Origin of the sequence: Bradyrhizobium sp. HKCCYLRH2015 (assembly GCF_051168215.1) — a bacterium.
GTDB lineage: Bacteria > Pseudomonadota > Alphaproteobacteria > Rhizobiales > Xanthobacteraceae > Bradyrhizobium.
On record NZ_JBNPUO010000005.1, the window covers coordinates 553,062 to 568,418 of the forward strand.

Annotated in this window: 12 protein-coding genes; 9 read left to right on the plus strand and 3 right to left on the minus strand. The window is 65.1% G+C overall.

Annotated elements, in window-relative coordinates:
• Nucleotides 1-98 precede the first annotated feature (98 nt).
• Nucleotides 99-1,178: a LacI family DNA-binding transcriptional regulator gene (locus ACQR1H_RS16370; RefSeq protein ID WP_434892526.1), complete on the minus strand. Its 1,080-nt coding sequence runs from the start codon at nt 1,176-1,178 to the stop codon at nt 99-101.
• Between the two features lie 288 nt (nt 1,179-1,466).
• Between ACQR1H_RS16370 and ACQR1H_RS16375 the strand changes: the two genes are divergently transcribed.
• The 6 genes from ACQR1H_RS16375 to ACQR1H_RS16400 all read left to right on the plus strand — a co-directional run bounded on the left by ACQR1H_RS16375 (nt 1,467) and on the right by ACQR1H_RS16400 (nt 8,554).
• Complete coding sequence (locus tag ACQR1H_RS16375; RefSeq protein ID WP_315803134.1) at nt 1,467-2,528, plus strand: ABC transporter ATP-binding protein; 1,062 nt, start codon at nt 1,467-1,469, stop codon at nt 2,526-2,528.
• Nucleotides 2,529-2,597: 69 nt separating this feature from the next.
• Nucleotides 2,598-3,920: an ABC transporter substrate-binding protein gene (locus tag ACQR1H_RS16380; protein ID WP_434907852.1), complete on the plus strand. Its 1,323-nt coding sequence runs from the start codon at nt 2,598-2,600 to the stop codon at nt 3,918-3,920.
• A 247-nt stretch (nt 3,921-4,167) separates the two neighbouring features.
• Entirely contained in the window at nt 4,168-5,124 is a 957-nt protein-coding gene (locus tag ACQR1H_RS16385; RefSeq protein WP_315803136.1) for a carbohydrate ABC transporter permease, read from the plus strand.
• Nucleotides 5,121-6,056, plus strand: coding sequence for a carbohydrate ABC transporter permease (locus ACQR1H_RS16390; protein ID WP_316180726.1), 936 nt, complete (start codon nt 5,121-5,123; stop codon nt 6,054-6,056). Before ACQR1H_RS16385 ends, ACQR1H_RS16390 begins: the two co-directional genes overlap by 4 nt.
• A gap of 271 nt (nt 6,057-6,327) precedes the next feature.
• On the plus strand, nt 6,328-7,311 hold the full coding sequence (gene denD / locus ACQR1H_RS16395; protein ID WP_434838998.1) for a D-erythronate dehydrogenase: 984 nt from the start codon (nt 6,328-6,330) through the stop codon (nt 7,309-7,311).
• 73 nt (nt 7,312-7,384) lie between these two features.
• Entirely contained in the window at nt 7,385-8,554 is a 1,170-nt protein-coding gene (locus ACQR1H_RS16400; protein WP_434872996.1) for an acetyl-CoA acetyltransferase, read from the plus strand.
• Nucleotides 8,555-8,779: 225 nt separating this feature from the next.
• On the opposite strand, the gene ACQR1H_RS16405 is transcribed toward ACQR1H_RS16400, so the two are convergent.
• Nucleotides 8,780-9,343, minus strand: a complete 564-nt coding sequence (locus tag ACQR1H_RS16405) for a DinB family protein (protein WP_434907853.1) — start codon at nt 9,341-9,343, stop codon at nt 8,780-8,782.
• 165 nt (nt 9,344-9,508) lie between these two features.
• Between ACQR1H_RS16405 and ybaL the strand changes: the two genes are divergently transcribed.
• Nucleotides 9,509-11,251, plus strand: coding sequence for a YbaL family putative K(+) efflux transporter (ybaL, locus tag ACQR1H_RS16410; RefSeq protein ID WP_434907854.1), 1,743 nt, complete (start codon nt 9,509-9,511; stop codon nt 11,249-11,251).
• Nucleotides 11,252-12,042: 791 nt separating this feature from the next.
• On the opposite strand, the gene ACQR1H_RS16415 is transcribed toward ybaL, so the two are convergent.
• Complete coding sequence (locus ACQR1H_RS16415; protein WP_011926088.1) at nt 12,043-12,468, minus strand: GFA family protein; 426 nt, start codon at nt 12,466-12,468, stop codon at nt 12,043-12,045.
• A gap of 264 nt (nt 12,469-12,732) precedes the next feature.
• On the opposite strand from ACQR1H_RS16415, the gene ACQR1H_RS16420 reads away from it, so the two are divergent.
• Both ACQR1H_RS16420 and ACQR1H_RS16425 read left to right on the plus strand, forming a co-directional pair.
• Complete coding sequence (locus ACQR1H_RS16420) at nt 12,733-13,938, plus strand: CaiB/BaiF CoA transferase family protein (RefSeq protein WP_434907855.1); 1,206 nt, start codon at nt 12,733-12,735, stop codon at nt 13,936-13,938.
• A 4-nt stretch (nt 13,939-13,942) separates the two neighbouring features.
• The gene (locus ACQR1H_RS16425; protein WP_315803143.1) at nt 13,943-15,109 is read left to right on the plus strand and encodes an acyl-CoA dehydrogenase family protein; all 1,167 of its coding nucleotides are present in this window, start codon (nt 13,943-13,945) and stop codon (nt 15,107-15,109) included.
• Nucleotides 15,110-15,357 lie beyond the last annotated feature (248 nt).

Genomic DNA, 15,357 nt, shown 5'->3' on the forward strand with positions numbered 1-15,357 from the left:
TCGTCTGTGCGCCATCGGCCCGCTGTCGAGGATCGCCTACGTCTTTCGTTCAAGTCGTTGTTGGTTCGAGTGGTTCTAGTGCATGGTTTTTGGTTGCGCTACCATTTTGTTCCGGCAGCGCGCCCCGACGCAGGCTGCGGATTTGCGGTGCCGCGCTGCAAGGTCGAGCTCTGCCGTTCGATCACCTCGAAGCCGAGATCGACGACACGCTGCGCCACGGGACGGCCTTCCACGGCGTCCATGATCATCGTCGCCGCACGCCGACCCATCTCGTAGCGATTGGTGCGCACGCTGGTGAGCGTCGGAACCGCCGCGGCCATGAATTCCATGTCATTGAAGCCGACGATCGCGATCTGCTCGGGCACCGCGATGTGCCGGCGCTGGCATTCGAACAGCACGCCGAGCGCGAGATCGTCATTGGCGCAGAACACCGCATCGAGATCCGGCGCCTTCATCAGCAGATCGGAGAACAGGCTGCCGCCCATCGTGGTCGAGGTCGGAACAGGCGCCGTGACGATGAGACGCGGGTCGAACAAACCGGCCTCCTTCATCGCGTTCTGATAGCCCTGCAGCCTGCGCTGCACCCTTGGGTCCATGCGGGCGCCGATGAAGCCGATGCGGCGGCAGCCCTGCGCGAGAAGGTGTGAAATGGCTGCAAAACAGGCATCGACGTGCGAAAATCCGATCATCATGTCGATCGGCTCGGCGCCGAGCTCCATGATCTGCACGACGGGACAGTCCGCCGCCTGGATGATCAACCGGCTCTCCGCCGTCTGGTCGAGACCGGTCACGATCAAGCCGGCCGGCTTCTGCATCAGGAACAACCGCAGCAGGCGCTCCTCCTGCAACACGCTGTAGCGGGTGTTGGCGAGCTGGATGCTGTAGCGGCTGCCTTCGAACGCATCATAGATGCCGCGCAGCACGTCGGAGAACACGTTGTTGGTGAGGGACGGTATCAGCACGCCGATCACTTCGGTGCGCTGCGATGCGAGCGCGCGCGCGGCGAGGTTCGGCACGTAGCCGAGCTCCTTGGCGGCGCTCTCGATCCGCGTGCGGCGGCCGGCCGAGACCGTGGCGGGATTACGGAAGAAGCGTGACACCGTGATCGGGCTGACGCCCGCCAGTGCCGCAACTTCGGTCAGCCGGACTTTGCCCGGCTCGATGCGTTTCCGTCCCATGCCTCGCTCATAGCATAGGCGGTCTGGTACACAAGCGATATTGACAGCGCTATCACGCGGTTGCTAAGCGAGACATTGCGGAAGCGAACTGAACTGCGGACAATGCCAGCCGAGCTGGCCCTGTTTCGGAGCCAGTCGGAGCGACCGGAGCCAACAACAAGACCACCAAGAACAAGACTGCACGACCAGGACTACAAAACGACAAGCGGCCTGATCAAACGGCCGAGAACAACGGTCAGAATGCCGCCGGCAAGCAGCCAATGCTGTCGGTCTTTGAGGAGGAAATTGATGTCGTCGGTGCAAATTCGCGACGTGCGCAAATCATTCGGCGGATTCGAGGTGCTGCACGGCGTGACGATTCCGATCGAGGATGGCGAGTTCGTCGTGCTGGTCGGGCCGTCCGGCTGCGGCAAGTCGACGCTGCTGCGCATGCTCGCAGGGCTCGAGAACATCACCTCCGGAACCATCTCGATCGGCGAACGCGTCGTCAACAACGTGCAGCCGAAAGAGCGCGACATCGCGATGGTGTTCCAGAACTACGCGCTCTATCCGCACATGACCGTCGCCGACAACATGGGCTTCTCGCTCAAGCTGCGCGGCGCACGGCCCGAGGACATCAAGAAGGGCGTCGCGCGCGCCGCCGAGATCCTGGCGCTGACGCCGCTGCTCGACCGCTATCCGCGCCAGCTCTCCGGTGGCCAGCGCCAGCGCGTCGCGATGGGCCGCGCCATCGTGCGCGATCCGCAGGTGTTCCTGTTCGACGAGCCGTTGTCGAATCTCGACGCCAAGCTGCGCGTCGCGATGCGCACCGAGATCAAGGAGCTGCATCAGCGGCTCAAGACCACCACCGTTTACGTCACTCACGACCAGATCGAGGCCATGACGATGGCCGACAAGATCGTCGTCATGCATGACGGCATCGTCGAGCAGATGGGCTCGCCGCTCGATCTCTACGACAAGCCGGACAACCAGTTTGTCGCCGGCTTCATCGGCTCGCCGGCGATGAACTTCCTCAACGGCCACCTCAAGTCGAACGGCTCGGTCTATGTCGAGACCGACAACGGCGCCAAGCTGCCGCTGCTGACCGCGCCGGCCGCCTCCGACGGCCGCCCCGTGGTCTACGGCGTGCGGCCCGAGCATCTCGAGCTTGCCGATGACGGCATCGAGGCCGAGGTCGTCGTCGTCGAGCCGACCGGCTCGGAGACGCAGATCGTCGCCCGCATCGGCACCCAGGACATCATCGCGGTCTTCCGCGACCGCCACGAGGTCAATCCCGGGGAGAAGATCCATTTGCGCCCGCGCGCGTCGGCGGCGCATCTGTTCGACAAGGACAGCGGCCGGAGACTCTGATCCGGGCGCTCGAGGCGCAGAACTGACAACAAACAAAACAAGCAAATACTCAACGGGAGAAAACTTCAGATGACTCATTTCCCCACCGATCGCCGGTCCCTGCTCAAGGGTGGCGCGACCTTGCTGGCGGCCGCGGCGACGATGTCGGCCGACGAACTGCTCGGCTATGCCAGAGCCTGGGCGCAGACCTCGCCGTGGAAGCCGGAAGCCGGTGCCAAGATCAATCTTCTGCGCTGGAAGCGCTTCGTCGAGGCCGAGGACGTGGCCTTCATGAAGATCGTCGATGCGTTCCAGAAGGCCAACAACGTCACCATCAACGTCTCCAACGAATCCTACGACGACATCCAGCCGAAGGCCTCGGTCGCCGCCAACACCGGTCAGGGCCTCGACATGGTGTGGGGCCTCTACACCTTGCCGTTCCTGTTCTCCAACAAGGTCACCGATGTCAGCGACGTGGCCGACTATCTCGGCAAGAAGTGCGGCGGCTGGACCGACTCGGGCAAGGCCTACGGCATGCTCGACGGCAAGTGGATCGGCATCCCGGTGGCGGCCACCGGCGGCCTCGTCAACTACCGCATCTCGGCGATGGAGAAGGCCGGCCACAAGGAGTTTCCGAAGGATCTCGCGGGCTTCGCCGACCTTGTGAAGGGCATGAACAAGAACGGCACGCCGGGCGGCATGGCGCTCGGCCACGCCTCGGGCGACGCCAATGGCTGGCTGCACTGGGCGCTGTGGGCGCATGGCGGCAACCTGATCGACAAGGACAACAAGGTCGTCATCAACTCGCCGGAGACCGCCAAGGCGCTCGAATACGTCAAGGGCCTGTACGACAATTTCGTGCCGGGCACCGCGTCGTGGAACGACTCGTCCAACAACAAGGCGTTCGTGGCCGGACAGCTCTATCTGACGGTGAACGGCATCTCGATCTACGTCGCGGCGAAGAAGGACAATCCGGAAGTCGCGAAGGACATGAACCACGCGCATCTGCCGGCGGGCCTCGACGGCAAGACCCGCGAGCTGCATCTCGGCTTCCCGATCCTGATCTACAACTTCACCAAGTTCCCGCAGACCTGCAAGGCGTTCACGGCCTTCCTGCTGGAGCCGGAGCAGTTCAACCCGTGGATCGAGGCGGCGCAGGGCTACCTGTCGCATTTCCTCAAGGCCTACGACGCCAACCCGATCTGGACCGCCGATCCGAAGAACACGCCGTATCGCGACGTCGCGGCGACGGCTGTCACGCCGGCCGGCGTCGGCAAGCTCGGCGAGGCGGCAGCCGCCGCGATCGCCGACTTCGTCGTGGTCGACATGTTCGCGAACTACTGCACGGGCCGCGAGGACGTGAAGACGGCGATGGCGAGCGCCGAGCGCTCCGCCAAGCGCATCTTCCGCTGAGGTGATGACTGCGTAGGCTGGGCAAGGGCGCAACCCGCCGTGCTCGCCGTCATTGCGAGCGAAGCGAAGCAATCCAGGGCAGTGCGCTCGACTCTGGATTGCTTCGTCACGGAGCCTGCCCACGGGCTCGCCGACGGCGAGGCCCGGGGGGCATCTCGCAATGGCGGACCAGAACCATCCGTCCCGAACGCCGGTGGGCATGCTGCGGTTTGCCCATCCCAAGGTTCGAAGGGAGCTGCTCGATACGATGAGTACCATTCAGACTTCGCTGCCACGTGGCGCGGCCGTGACCGGCGAGCCCTCCGCGTGGGAACGCATCAAGACCAACCGCAACTTCGTCGCGCTCTGGTTCATGCTGCCGGCGGCAGCATTCCTGATCCTGTTCCTGGCCTATCCGCTGGGCCTCGGCGTCTGGATGAGCTTCACCGACGAGAAGATCGGCCGCGCCGGCGTCTTCGTCGGGCTGGAGAACTACGAGTGGCTGTGGGATGACGCGATCTTCTGGCTCGCGGTGTTCAACACGCTGCTCTACACGATCGTCGCAAGCGCCATCAAATTCGCGATCGGCCTCTATCTGGCGCTGCTGTTGAACCGGCGGATGCCGTTCAAGGCCATGGTCCGTGCGATCGTGCTGGTGCCTTTCATCGTTCCGACGGTGCTGTCGGCGATCGCGTTCTGGTGGATCTACGATTCCCAGTTCTCCATCATCTCCTGGTCGCTGATCAAGCTCGGCCTCATCAGCCAGAACATCAACTTCCTGGGCGACACCAACTGGGCACGCGCCTCCGTGATCATCGCCAACATCTGGCGCGGCGTACCGTTCGTCGCGATCACGCTGCTGGCCGGCCTGCAGACCGTCTCGCCCTCCCTGTATGAGGCCGCCACGCTCGACGGTGCCACCAGCTGGCAGCGCTTCCGCTTCATCACCTATCCGTTGCTGACCCCGATCATCGCGGTGGTGATGACGTTCTCGGTACTGTTCACCTTCACCGATTTCCAGCTGATCTGGGCGCTGACCCGCGGCGGTCCCGTCAATGCCACCCACCTGATGGCGACCTTGAGCTATCAGCGCGGCATCATCTCCGGCCGCCTCGGCGAGGGTGCAGCGATCGCCACCGCCATGATCCCGTTCCTGCTCGCGGCGATCGCGATCTCCTGGTTCGGCATGCAACGGCGCAAATGGCAGCAAGGATCCGACCAATGACCGAGACTGCTGCGCTGCAATCCAAGACGCAATCCAACGCCACGACGACGGCGGCCGCGCTCGCGGCCGACGACGACAGCGAGGGCATGAGCTATCTCGAGTCGCTGCCGCGACGGCTGATCACGCTGTATCTGCCGCTCGGCATCATTCTCCTGGTGCTGCTGTTCCCGTTCTACTGGATGGGGCTGACGTCGATCAAACCGGACGAGCAGCTGATCGACATGGAGAAGTACAACCCGTTCTGGGTGGTGCATCCGACCTTCAAGCACATCTCGAAGCTGCTGTTCGAGACGCAGTATCCGCGCTGGCTGTGGAACACGATGTATGTCGCGGTCGGCGCCACCACGCTGTCGATCTTCGCATCCGTGCTCGCGGCCTATGCGATCGTGCGGCTGCGCTTCAAGGGCGCCGACACGGTGGGCGTGCTGATCTTCTTCGCCTATCTCGTGCCGCCGTCGATCCTGTTCATCCCGCTGGCCTCGGTGATCCAGGCCTACGGCCTGTTCGACTCGCCGCTGTCGCTGATCCTGGTCTATCCGACCTTGCTGATCCCGTTCTCGACCTGGCTGCTGATGGGCTACTTCAAGACGATCCCCTTCGAGCTCGAGGAATGCGCCCTGATCGACGGCGCCAGCCGCTGGCAGATCCTGGTCAAGATCGTAGTGCCGCTCGCCGTGCCCGGCCTGATCTCGGCCTTCATCTTCTCGTTCACCTTGTGCTGGAACGAGTTCATCTACGCGCTGACCTTCCTGCAGTCGACGCCGAACAAGACCGTGCCGGTCGCCATCGTCAACGAGTTCGTCGACGGTGACATCTACAAATGGGGATCGCTGATGGCCGGCGCCCTGGTCGGCTCGCTGCCGCTGGTCATCCTTTACGCCTTCTTCGTCGAGCATTATGTGTCGGCCATGACCGGCGCGGTGAAGGAGTAGGGCGCTCGCACAGCACTTCAATCTCACCGCACGGGCGGTGCACCCTCTCCCCTTGTGGGAGAGGGTGGTGACGCGCGAAGCGCGCCGCCGGGTGAGGGGTCTCTCTCCGCGATGGCGGAGTTTGTGGGACCAAACCCCTCACCCAAGCGAGCGTGCGACACCGGCAGTGTAGCCCTCTCCCACAAGGGGAGAGGGCGCAGTCATGAGCACCGCTTTGCGTCGATGATCGTCGTCGCGCATGGTGAAACAACAAGAAACAAGGAGTATCCCCTTGCATATTCTCGTTCTCGGCGCCGCCGGCATGGTCGGACGCAAGCTGGTCGAGCGTCTGGTCCGCGACGGCCGCCTCGGCCAGGCGGCCATCACCCGTATGACCTTGCAGGACATCGTCGCGCCGGCGAAGCCCGACACGCCCATCGCGGTCGAGACCATCGCCGGCGACTTTGCCGTGCCGGGCTTCGCCGAGAAGCTGGTCGCCGCGCGTCCCGACGTGATCTTCCATCTCGCCGCGATCGTTTCCGGCGAGGCCGAGCTCGATTTCGACAAGGGCTACCGCATCAATCTCGACGGCACGCGGATGCTGTTCGACGCGGTCAGGCTGATCGGCGACGGTTACAAGCCGCGCCTGGTCTTCACCTCGTCGATCGCGGTGTTCGGCGCGCCGTTCCCCGACGCCATCGGCGACGAGTTCGTCAATGCGCCGCTGCTCAGCTACGGCACCCAGAAGGCGATCGGCGAGCTCCTGCTGGCCGACTACAGCCGCCGCGGCTTCTTCGACGGCGTCGGCATTCGCCTGCCGACCATCTGCATCCGCCCCGGCGCGCCGAACAAGGCCGCCTCGGGCTTCTTCTCCAACATCCTGCGCGAGCCGCTCGCCGGCAAGGAGGCCGTGCTGCCGGTGTCCGAGGACGTCCAGCATTGGCATGCCACGCCGCGTTCGGCGGTCGGCTTCCTGCTGCATGCCGCGACGATGGACACCGCGAAGATCGGCCCGCGCCGCAATCTCACCATGCCCGGCCTGACGGCCACCGTCGGCGAGCAGATTGCCGCGCTCCGGCGCGTCGCCGGCGACAACGTCGCGGCCCGCATCAGGCGGGAGCCGGATCCGTTCATCATCGGCATCGTCGCCGGCTGGCCGCGGACTTTCGAGGCCAAGCGGGCCCGCGAGCTCGGCTTCACCACTGAGGAAAAGACGTTCGACGACATCATCCGGATTCACATCGAGGACGAGCTCGGTGGTAAGTTCGTGGCCTGAGAACGCCACCTCAACCCTGGACCCGGATGGCTGAGATCACCATCTGGGCAGGGACATATTCGGGAGAGAGATCATGACCGCCAGCATCGTCGGATGGGCGCATACGCCGTTCGGAAAGTTCGACGCCGAGACCGTCGAGAGCCTCGTCGTCAAGGTCGCCAATGAGGCGCTCGCCGACGCCGGCATTGCGGCCGGCGACGTCGACGAGATCGTGCTCGGCCATTTCAACGCGGGCTTCTCGCCGCAGGACTTCACCGCCTCGCTAGTGCTGCAGGCTGATCCCGCGCTGCGCTTCAAGCCGGCGACCCGGGTCGAGAACGCCTGCGCCACGGGCTCGGCTGCCGTGCACCAGGGCATCCGCGCCATCGCTGCCGGCGCCGCGAAGATCGTGCTCGTCGTCGGCGTCGAGCAGATGACCCGCACGCCCGGGCCGGAGATCGGCAAGAACCTGCTGAAGGCGTCCTATCTGCCGGAGGACGGCGACACCGTCGGCGGCTTCGCTGGCGTGTTCGGCAAGATCGCGCAGGGCTATTTCCAGAAGTACGGCGACCAGTCCGACGCGCTGGCGCTGATCGCGGCCAAGAACCACAAGAACGGCGTCGCCAATCCCTATGCGCAGATGCGCAAGGATTTCGGCTTCGAGTTCTGCCGCTCCGAGAGCGACAAGAACCCCTATGTCGCCGGCCCCCTGAAGCGCACCGACTGCTCGCTGGTCTCCGACGGCGCCGCCGCTCTGGTGCTGACCGACAGCGAGACGGCAAAATCGTTCGCCAAGGCGGTGAACGTGCGCGCCACCGCGCACGCGCAGGATTTCCTGCCGATGTCCAAGCGCGACATCCTCGCCTTCGAGGGCTGCACCGTGGCCTGGCAGCGCGCACTGGAAAAGGCCGGCGTCACGTTGTCCGATCTCTCCTTCGTCGAGACCCACGACTGCTTCACGGTCGCCGAGCTGATCGAGTACGAGGCGATGGGCCTCACCCCGAAGGGGCAGGGCGCCCGCGCCATCAAGGAGGGCTGGACGCTCAAGGACGGCAAGCTGCCGGTCAATCCGTCCGGCGGCCTCAAGGCCAAGGGTCACCCGATCGGCGCCACCGGCGTCTCCATGCACGTCATGACGGCGATGCAGCTCACCGGCACCGCGCCCGAAGGCATGCAGCTCCCCAACGCCAAGCTCGGCGGCATCTTCAACATGGGCGGCGCCGCGGTGGCCAACTACGTGTCGATTCTGGAGCCGACGAAGTAGGCGAGGTCCGTCCTCCCTCATTCCGAGCACAGCGACGCAATCCAGGGCCGCGCATGCCGCCCTGGATTGTGTCGTCGCGGAGCCTGCCCTCAGGCTCGCCGGAGGCGAGACCCAGGGGCTCCTCGCAATGACGGTGGCGGGGCCACGTAGCCCGGATGGGCGGAGCGATATCCGGGTCCATCGCGAAAGCTCGTGTGACCCCGGATATCGCTGCGCTCATCCGGGCTACGGCTTCCACACCTTCTCCTCGCTGAAGCCGAGCTCGGCGAAGTCCTTCGCCCGCAAGGCCGCATCGTCCGCTGGGAAGAACTCATCCAGCTGCGGTGGCTTGACGGACGTCGCCGACAGCATCGCATGCGCCTGGCCGCGGTGATGGATGTCGTGCTGGAACAGATGCAGCAGCAGCCGGTCGCAGCGCTCGTTCTGCACCCGGCTCTCGCGGTTGATGCGGACGGTGTCGTCGAGCCGGGCCGGCGTCAGCGCCTCGCAGAATGCAATCAGCCGGCGGTCCATTGCGCCCTGCGCCTTGACGAGATCGGAGAGACGCGGGAACGGCACCTGGTTCTGCCACGCCATCGGGCCGAGCCAGCCGCCTTCCAGCGCGTCGACGTAGAACAGGTCGATGATGTAGATGTGGTTCAGCGTCTTCTGCAGGCTCGGGAAGAAGCCGGTGCGCTCGGCGGCGAACGCCTCGGCGCTGAGCTGGCCGCAGGAGGTCAGCAGCCGGTGATTGGCCCAGGCGTTGTTATAGGCGAAGGCGCGAAACGTCTGAACGAGATCGGCGGGCATTGGGACAGGGCACCCCGTGATGGCTCGCTTCACATCATACGGAACTGATGACGCCATTCACCACCGATTTCCGCAGCCGTCCGTGCACCATCCCCATGCGCATTTGCGGAACTCTGCCACAATTGGTCGCGGTGCATCGCTGCGCCTCCCGTGCAACAAGTTGAGATGCCGCACGACACACCCCTCATCGCGACCATCGTCGCCGGCCTTGGACTGGCCTTCGTCTTCGGAGCGCTCGCGCAGCGGTTCCGTTTCCCGCCGCTGGTCGGCTACCTCCTCGCCGGCGTCGCCGTCGGTCCGTTCACGCCCGGCTTCGTCGCCGACCAGGCGCTGGCGACCGAGCTCGCCGAGCTCGGCATCATTCTCCTGATGTTCGGCGTCGGCCTGCATTTCTCGCTCAAGGACCTGATGTCGGTGCGCGCCATCGCCGTGCCCGGCGCGATCGTGCAGATCACGGTGGCGACCCTGATGGGCATGGCCTTGAGCTGGGCGATGGGCTGGTCGATCGGCGGGGGCCTCGTGTTCGGTCTCGCGCTCTCGGTCGCCAGCACCGTGGTGCTGCTGCGCGCGATGCAGGAGCGCCGGCTGATGGACACCGAGCGCGGCCGCATCGCGGTCGGCTGGCTCATCGTCGAGGATCTCGCGATGGTGCTGGCGCTGGTGCTGATCCCGGCCTTTGCCAGCCTGCAGAACGGCAATGGCGACGTCGCCGCCGCCGATCCACTCGCCGCCCGCTTCGGGCTCGGGCTGACCGGCGTGCTGCTGCTGACCTTCGTCAAGATCGGCGTGTTCATGGCGGTGATGCTGCTGGTCGGCCGCCGCCTGATCCCGTGGATCCTGCACTACATCGCCCACACCGGCTCGCGCGAGCTGTTTCGCCTGGCGGTGCTCGCAATCGCGCTCGGCGTCGCCTTCGGCTCGACAAAGCTGTTCGGCGTGTCGCTCGCGCTCGGCGCCTTCTTCGCCGGCATGATGCTCGGCGAGTCCCCGCTGAGCCAGCGCGCCGCGCAGGAATCGCTGCCGCTGCGCGATGCCTTCGCGGTGCTGTTCTTCGTCTCCGCCGGCATGCTGTTCGATCCGGGAAGCGTGATCCGCGAGCCCTGGCCGCTGCTCGCCACTTTGTTCATCATTCTGTTCGGCAAATCGGTTGCCGCTTTCCTGATCGTGATCGCGTTCCGCCGTCCGGCTTCGACCGCGTTGACCATTTCCGCAAGCCTCGCCCAGATCGGCGAGTTCTCCTTCATCCTCGCCGAGATCGGCGGCGCCTCGAACCTGCTGCCGAAAGCGGGCCGCGATCTCATCCTCGCCGGTGCCATCATCTCGATCATGCTCAATCCGCTGATGTTCGCTGCGCTGGATTGGCTGATGCCCCGGCTGGAGCGCCGCCGCGCCGATGCCTCGACGCCCTCAGCAACACCGCCGGCCGAGATCCCGGTGACGCAACTGACGGAGCACACGATCATCATCGGCTATGGCCGCGTCGGACGCCTCGTCGGCGAGGCGCTGCAGCAGCGCGGGCATCCGTTCCTTGCGGTGGAAACGTCGGAGGACATCCTGAAGCAGCTGAAGAGCGCGGGTGTCGAGACCATCACCGGCAACGCCGCGCGCAGCAACGTGCTGCGGGCGACGAATCTGGCCGGCGCACATGCGCTCGTCATTGCCATTCCCGAGGCGTTCGAGGCCGGACAGATCGTCGAGCAGGCCCGCGCCGCCAATCCGGCGCTGCACATCGTGGCGCGCGCCCATTCCGATGCCGAGGTCGAGCATCTCAGATCCCTCGGCGCCGACATGGTCATCATGGGCGAGCGCGAGATCGCGCGCGGCATGATCGAGGAGCTGGACACGCGGCCGCCTGATCCAGCGCCGGAGCTGGCGCCGCAGCGAGCGGCGGAGAGTATCCCGATTTGAGCTGATCACGCCGGCGGGCGATGTCGCTACAAGTCTTCGGGACGCGGCTTTGCCAACAATGCCTTTTCCGCCGCGGCAACCTCACTCTCAGTGTCATTCCGGGGCAATCGTCAAGGCGCTTGCGTGTTGACGATTGAACCCGGAATCTCGAGCTGTTTGCACGAGATGCAAGACAAGATCGAGATTCCGGGTTCAAGGCCTGCGGCCTTGCCCGGAATGACGGTGGCTGTGGTTGCGCCGAGCGGCGAATTTTGCCTGCGCGATCAAGCTGATTTGGCGTGTCCAGTCCCTGAGCGAAAAATATAGTTGTTTCGCTTTTCCAGAAAGTATGGTTCACTCCCGCCATCCTGCTTCGCCACGAGGGGCGCTTCGCGATCGTCACGAACGTTGAGGCAGGGATGCGGTGGCCGCGACGTGTCGCAGCGCAGCTTGGCTCGCGTGGACGAACGGCAGGTTGCGGACGTGAAGTCGCGTGGTCCCGGCATCCCGACGCTGATGCCAAGCCTGCGGGTGATGATGAGCCCAAGGGCGACGGTGGCCAAAAGCCGGTGCACCGAGGAGAGCGCGAAATAAGCGTGAAGACCATCGCGCAGGGAGGGCCGGGTTGATCCGGCTGAACCTGTGGTTCTCTCCCCGTGCTTTCTTTCGCACGGGGGCCACGGGTGCCAGTCGGCACCCGGCCTTCCCTGCGCCCTCTTTTTCAAGAGAGGGCCACATCGATCAGCAGAGCTCGGACAAATCCTGTCGCGAGGCCGGTGATGCTTGCCCGCCTGTTGAAAGCGAACCTTGGCTCACTCCGGCATCATCTCGCCGGAGCCGCCGAACTCGGCCGGAAAATCCTTCAGCTTCGGCAGGCCGTCCTTGATGGGCAGCACGCTCTCCGCGTAGTTCACGTGGACGCCGGGCGTGAACTTCAAGGTCGGAATGGTCGCGGCATAGACGTCGATCATGCCGAGCGGCGGATGGTCGGTCATCAGATGACCGCCGCACTTGGTGCAGTACTTGCGGTGGCTCATGTCGGTCTTGTGATAGGTGCCGATCGCCTCCGCGCCCTTGGTGACCCGCACGTTCGAAGGCTTCCACAAGGTGAAGGCGTTGACGGGGCCGGCCGACCAGGAGCGGCAGGACGAGCAGTGGCAATAACCCATCGCCTCCGGCTCGCCATCGGCCTCGAGCTCGACCGTGCCGCAGAAGCATTTGCCCTGATACAGCGTCATGACAGCGTTCTCCCTCAATCGTCTTTTTGGATGTTGGACTGCCATGCTGACACAGCTGCCCGGCGAAAGGGAATCGCAGAATGCAGGTGTTGGCACGGAACATCTGGTGCGATGCAACGGCGGGCGTCCGGCAGTGATCCGCGCGGCGGAATGTTGCGACGGCGCAATCCCACGCATGGCCCCATACGCGCGCGCCCGCTTGCCCCGGAACCGGGTGTGCCGTTAGCTCTGTCCATAACGACGAACGAGGGAGCTGACGCCGCGATGGGACCGCTTGCCGGCATCAAGGTCATCGACATGACCACCGTGCTGATGGGGCCGTATGCCGCCCAGACGCTCGGCGACTACGGCGCCGACGTGATCAAGGTGGAATCACCCGACGGCGACGTCACCCGCAAGATCGGCCCCTGGCGTCATCCCGGCATGGGGCCGGTGACCCTCAACACCAACCGCGGCAAGCGCGTGATCTGCCTCGACCTCAAGAAGCCGGCGGGACGGGAAGCCGTGCTGCGCATGGTCAAGGATGCCGACGTCCTGCTCTACAACATCCGTCCGCAGGCGATGGCACGGCTGAACCTCGGCTACGAGGTGGTCGCCGCGCTGAATCCACGGCTGGTCTATGCCGGCGTGTTCGGCTTCGGCCAGAACGGACCTTATGCGGCCAAGCCGGCCTATGACGACCTGATCCAGGGCGGGGCGGCGCTGTCTCACCTGATGGCCGTCGCCGGCGACGGCACGCCGCGCTATGTGCCGAATGCCCTGGTCGACCGCATCGTCGGCCTGACGGCGGTCGGCGCAATCTGCGCCAGCCTTGTGCATCGCGACCGCACCGGCCGCGGCCAGCGCCTGGACGTGCCGATGTTCGAGACCATGTCGGCCTTCATCATGGGCGATCACATGGGCGGTCTCACCTATGAGCCGCCGCTGGACCGCGGCGGCTACGCCCGGCATCTGTCGCAGGACCGCCGGCCCTACAAGACCGCCGACGGCCACATCTGCGTGATCGTCTACAACGACAAGCAATGGGACGCATTCTTCGCGGCATCCGGCCGCACCGACCTGCGGGCTGATGACCGCTTCAACAGCTTCGCCCGTCGCGCCGCCAACATCGACATCGTCTATGCCGAGCTCGCGCGCATCTTCCAGACGCGCACCACGGCGGAATGGACCGCGCTGCTGGACAAGGCGGACATTCCGGTGATGCCGATGCACGATCTCGAAAGCCTGCTGAACGATCCGCACCTCGTGGCGACCGATTTCTTTCCCGTGGTCGAACATCCGACCGAAGGCCCGATCCGCAGCACCCGCGTTTCCGCGACCTGGTCCGAGACCAAGGCCGAGCCGCAGCGTCTGGCGGCGCGGCCGAACGAGCATGGCGCGCAGATCCTGCACGAGCTTGGTTTCTCGGACGAGGAGATCGCCGCGATGATCCGCGACGGCGTGACCACGCCGGCGCCTGCCAGGGAGTGAGACGATGGATTTCGCGCTCTCCGCCAACCAGGAATCGATCCGTGATGCGGTGGCCAAAATCTGCGCGCGCTTCGACGACGCCTACTGGCTGAAGAAGGACAAGGAGGGCGGTTTTCCCGCCGACTTCCACAAGGCGCTGGCCGAGGCCGGCTGGCTCGGCATCTGCATTCCCGAGGAGTATGGCGGCTCCGGTCTCGGCATCCTCGATGCCGCGATCATGATGCGGACCATCGCGGAATCGGGCGCCGGCATGTCCGGTGCCTCGGCGATCCACATGAATGTGTTCGGGCTCAATCCGGTCGTCGTGTTCGGGACCAAAGAGCAGTGCGCGCGGATGCTGCCGCGCATCGTCGATGGCAGCGAGAAGGCGTGCTTCGCCGTGACCGAGCCGAACACCGGCCTCAACACCACACAGCTCAAGACGCGCGCCGTGCGCAAGGGCGACCGCTACATCGTCAACGGCCAGAAGGTGTGGATCTCGACCGCGCAGGTCGCCGAGAAGATCCTGCTGCTGGCGCGGACCACGCCGCTCGAGGAGGTGCAGCGCCCGACCCATGGGCTCAGCCTGTTCTACACCGATTTCGATCGCGGCCGCATCAAGGTGCACGAGATCGAGAAGATGGGCCGCAAGCCGGTCGACTCCAACGAGCTGTTCTTCGAGGATTTTGAAATTCCAGTCGAGGATAGGCTGGGCGAGGAGGGCCGGGGCTTCGACTACATCCTGCACGGCATGAACCCGGAGCGAATCCTGATCGCGGCCGAAGCCGTCGGCCTCGGCCAGCTCGCGCTGTCGCGCGCGTCAGCCTATGCGCGGACGCGCAACGTGTTCAACCGCCCGATCGGCCAGAACCAGGGCATCCAGCATCCCCTGGCCAAGAACTGGATGGAGCTGGAGGCGGCCTGGCTGATGGTGCTGCAGGCCGGCTGGCAATATGACCAGGGCATGGCGTGCGGGCCAGCGGCGAACGCCGCCAAATATCTCGCTGCAGAGGCCGGCTTCCACGCCTGCGAGCAGGCGGTGATGACTCACGGCGGCTTCGGCTACGCGCGCGAGTACCACGTCGAACGTTACCTGCGCGAATCCCTGATCCCCCGCATTGCCCCAATCAGCCCGCAACTGATCCTGAGCTTCATCGCCGAAAAGGTCCTCGGCCTGCCGAAATCGTATTGAGGATGAATTGCACTGAGATGGCGAACGCAGGCGTGATGGACGCACAATGCCAGCATTCCCTCCCCCCTTGTGGGGGAGGGGCAGGGAGGGGGGTACCCCACAAAGACTCGTTGTGTGGCTACCCCCACCCCCAACCCCTCCCCGCAAGGGGGAGGGGAGCGCAGTTGTCCTCGGAGCATCGTCCTCGATCAAAAATAGACTCTGTACGTCAGACCTCGTCATTCCGGGGCGCGACGAAGTCGCGAACC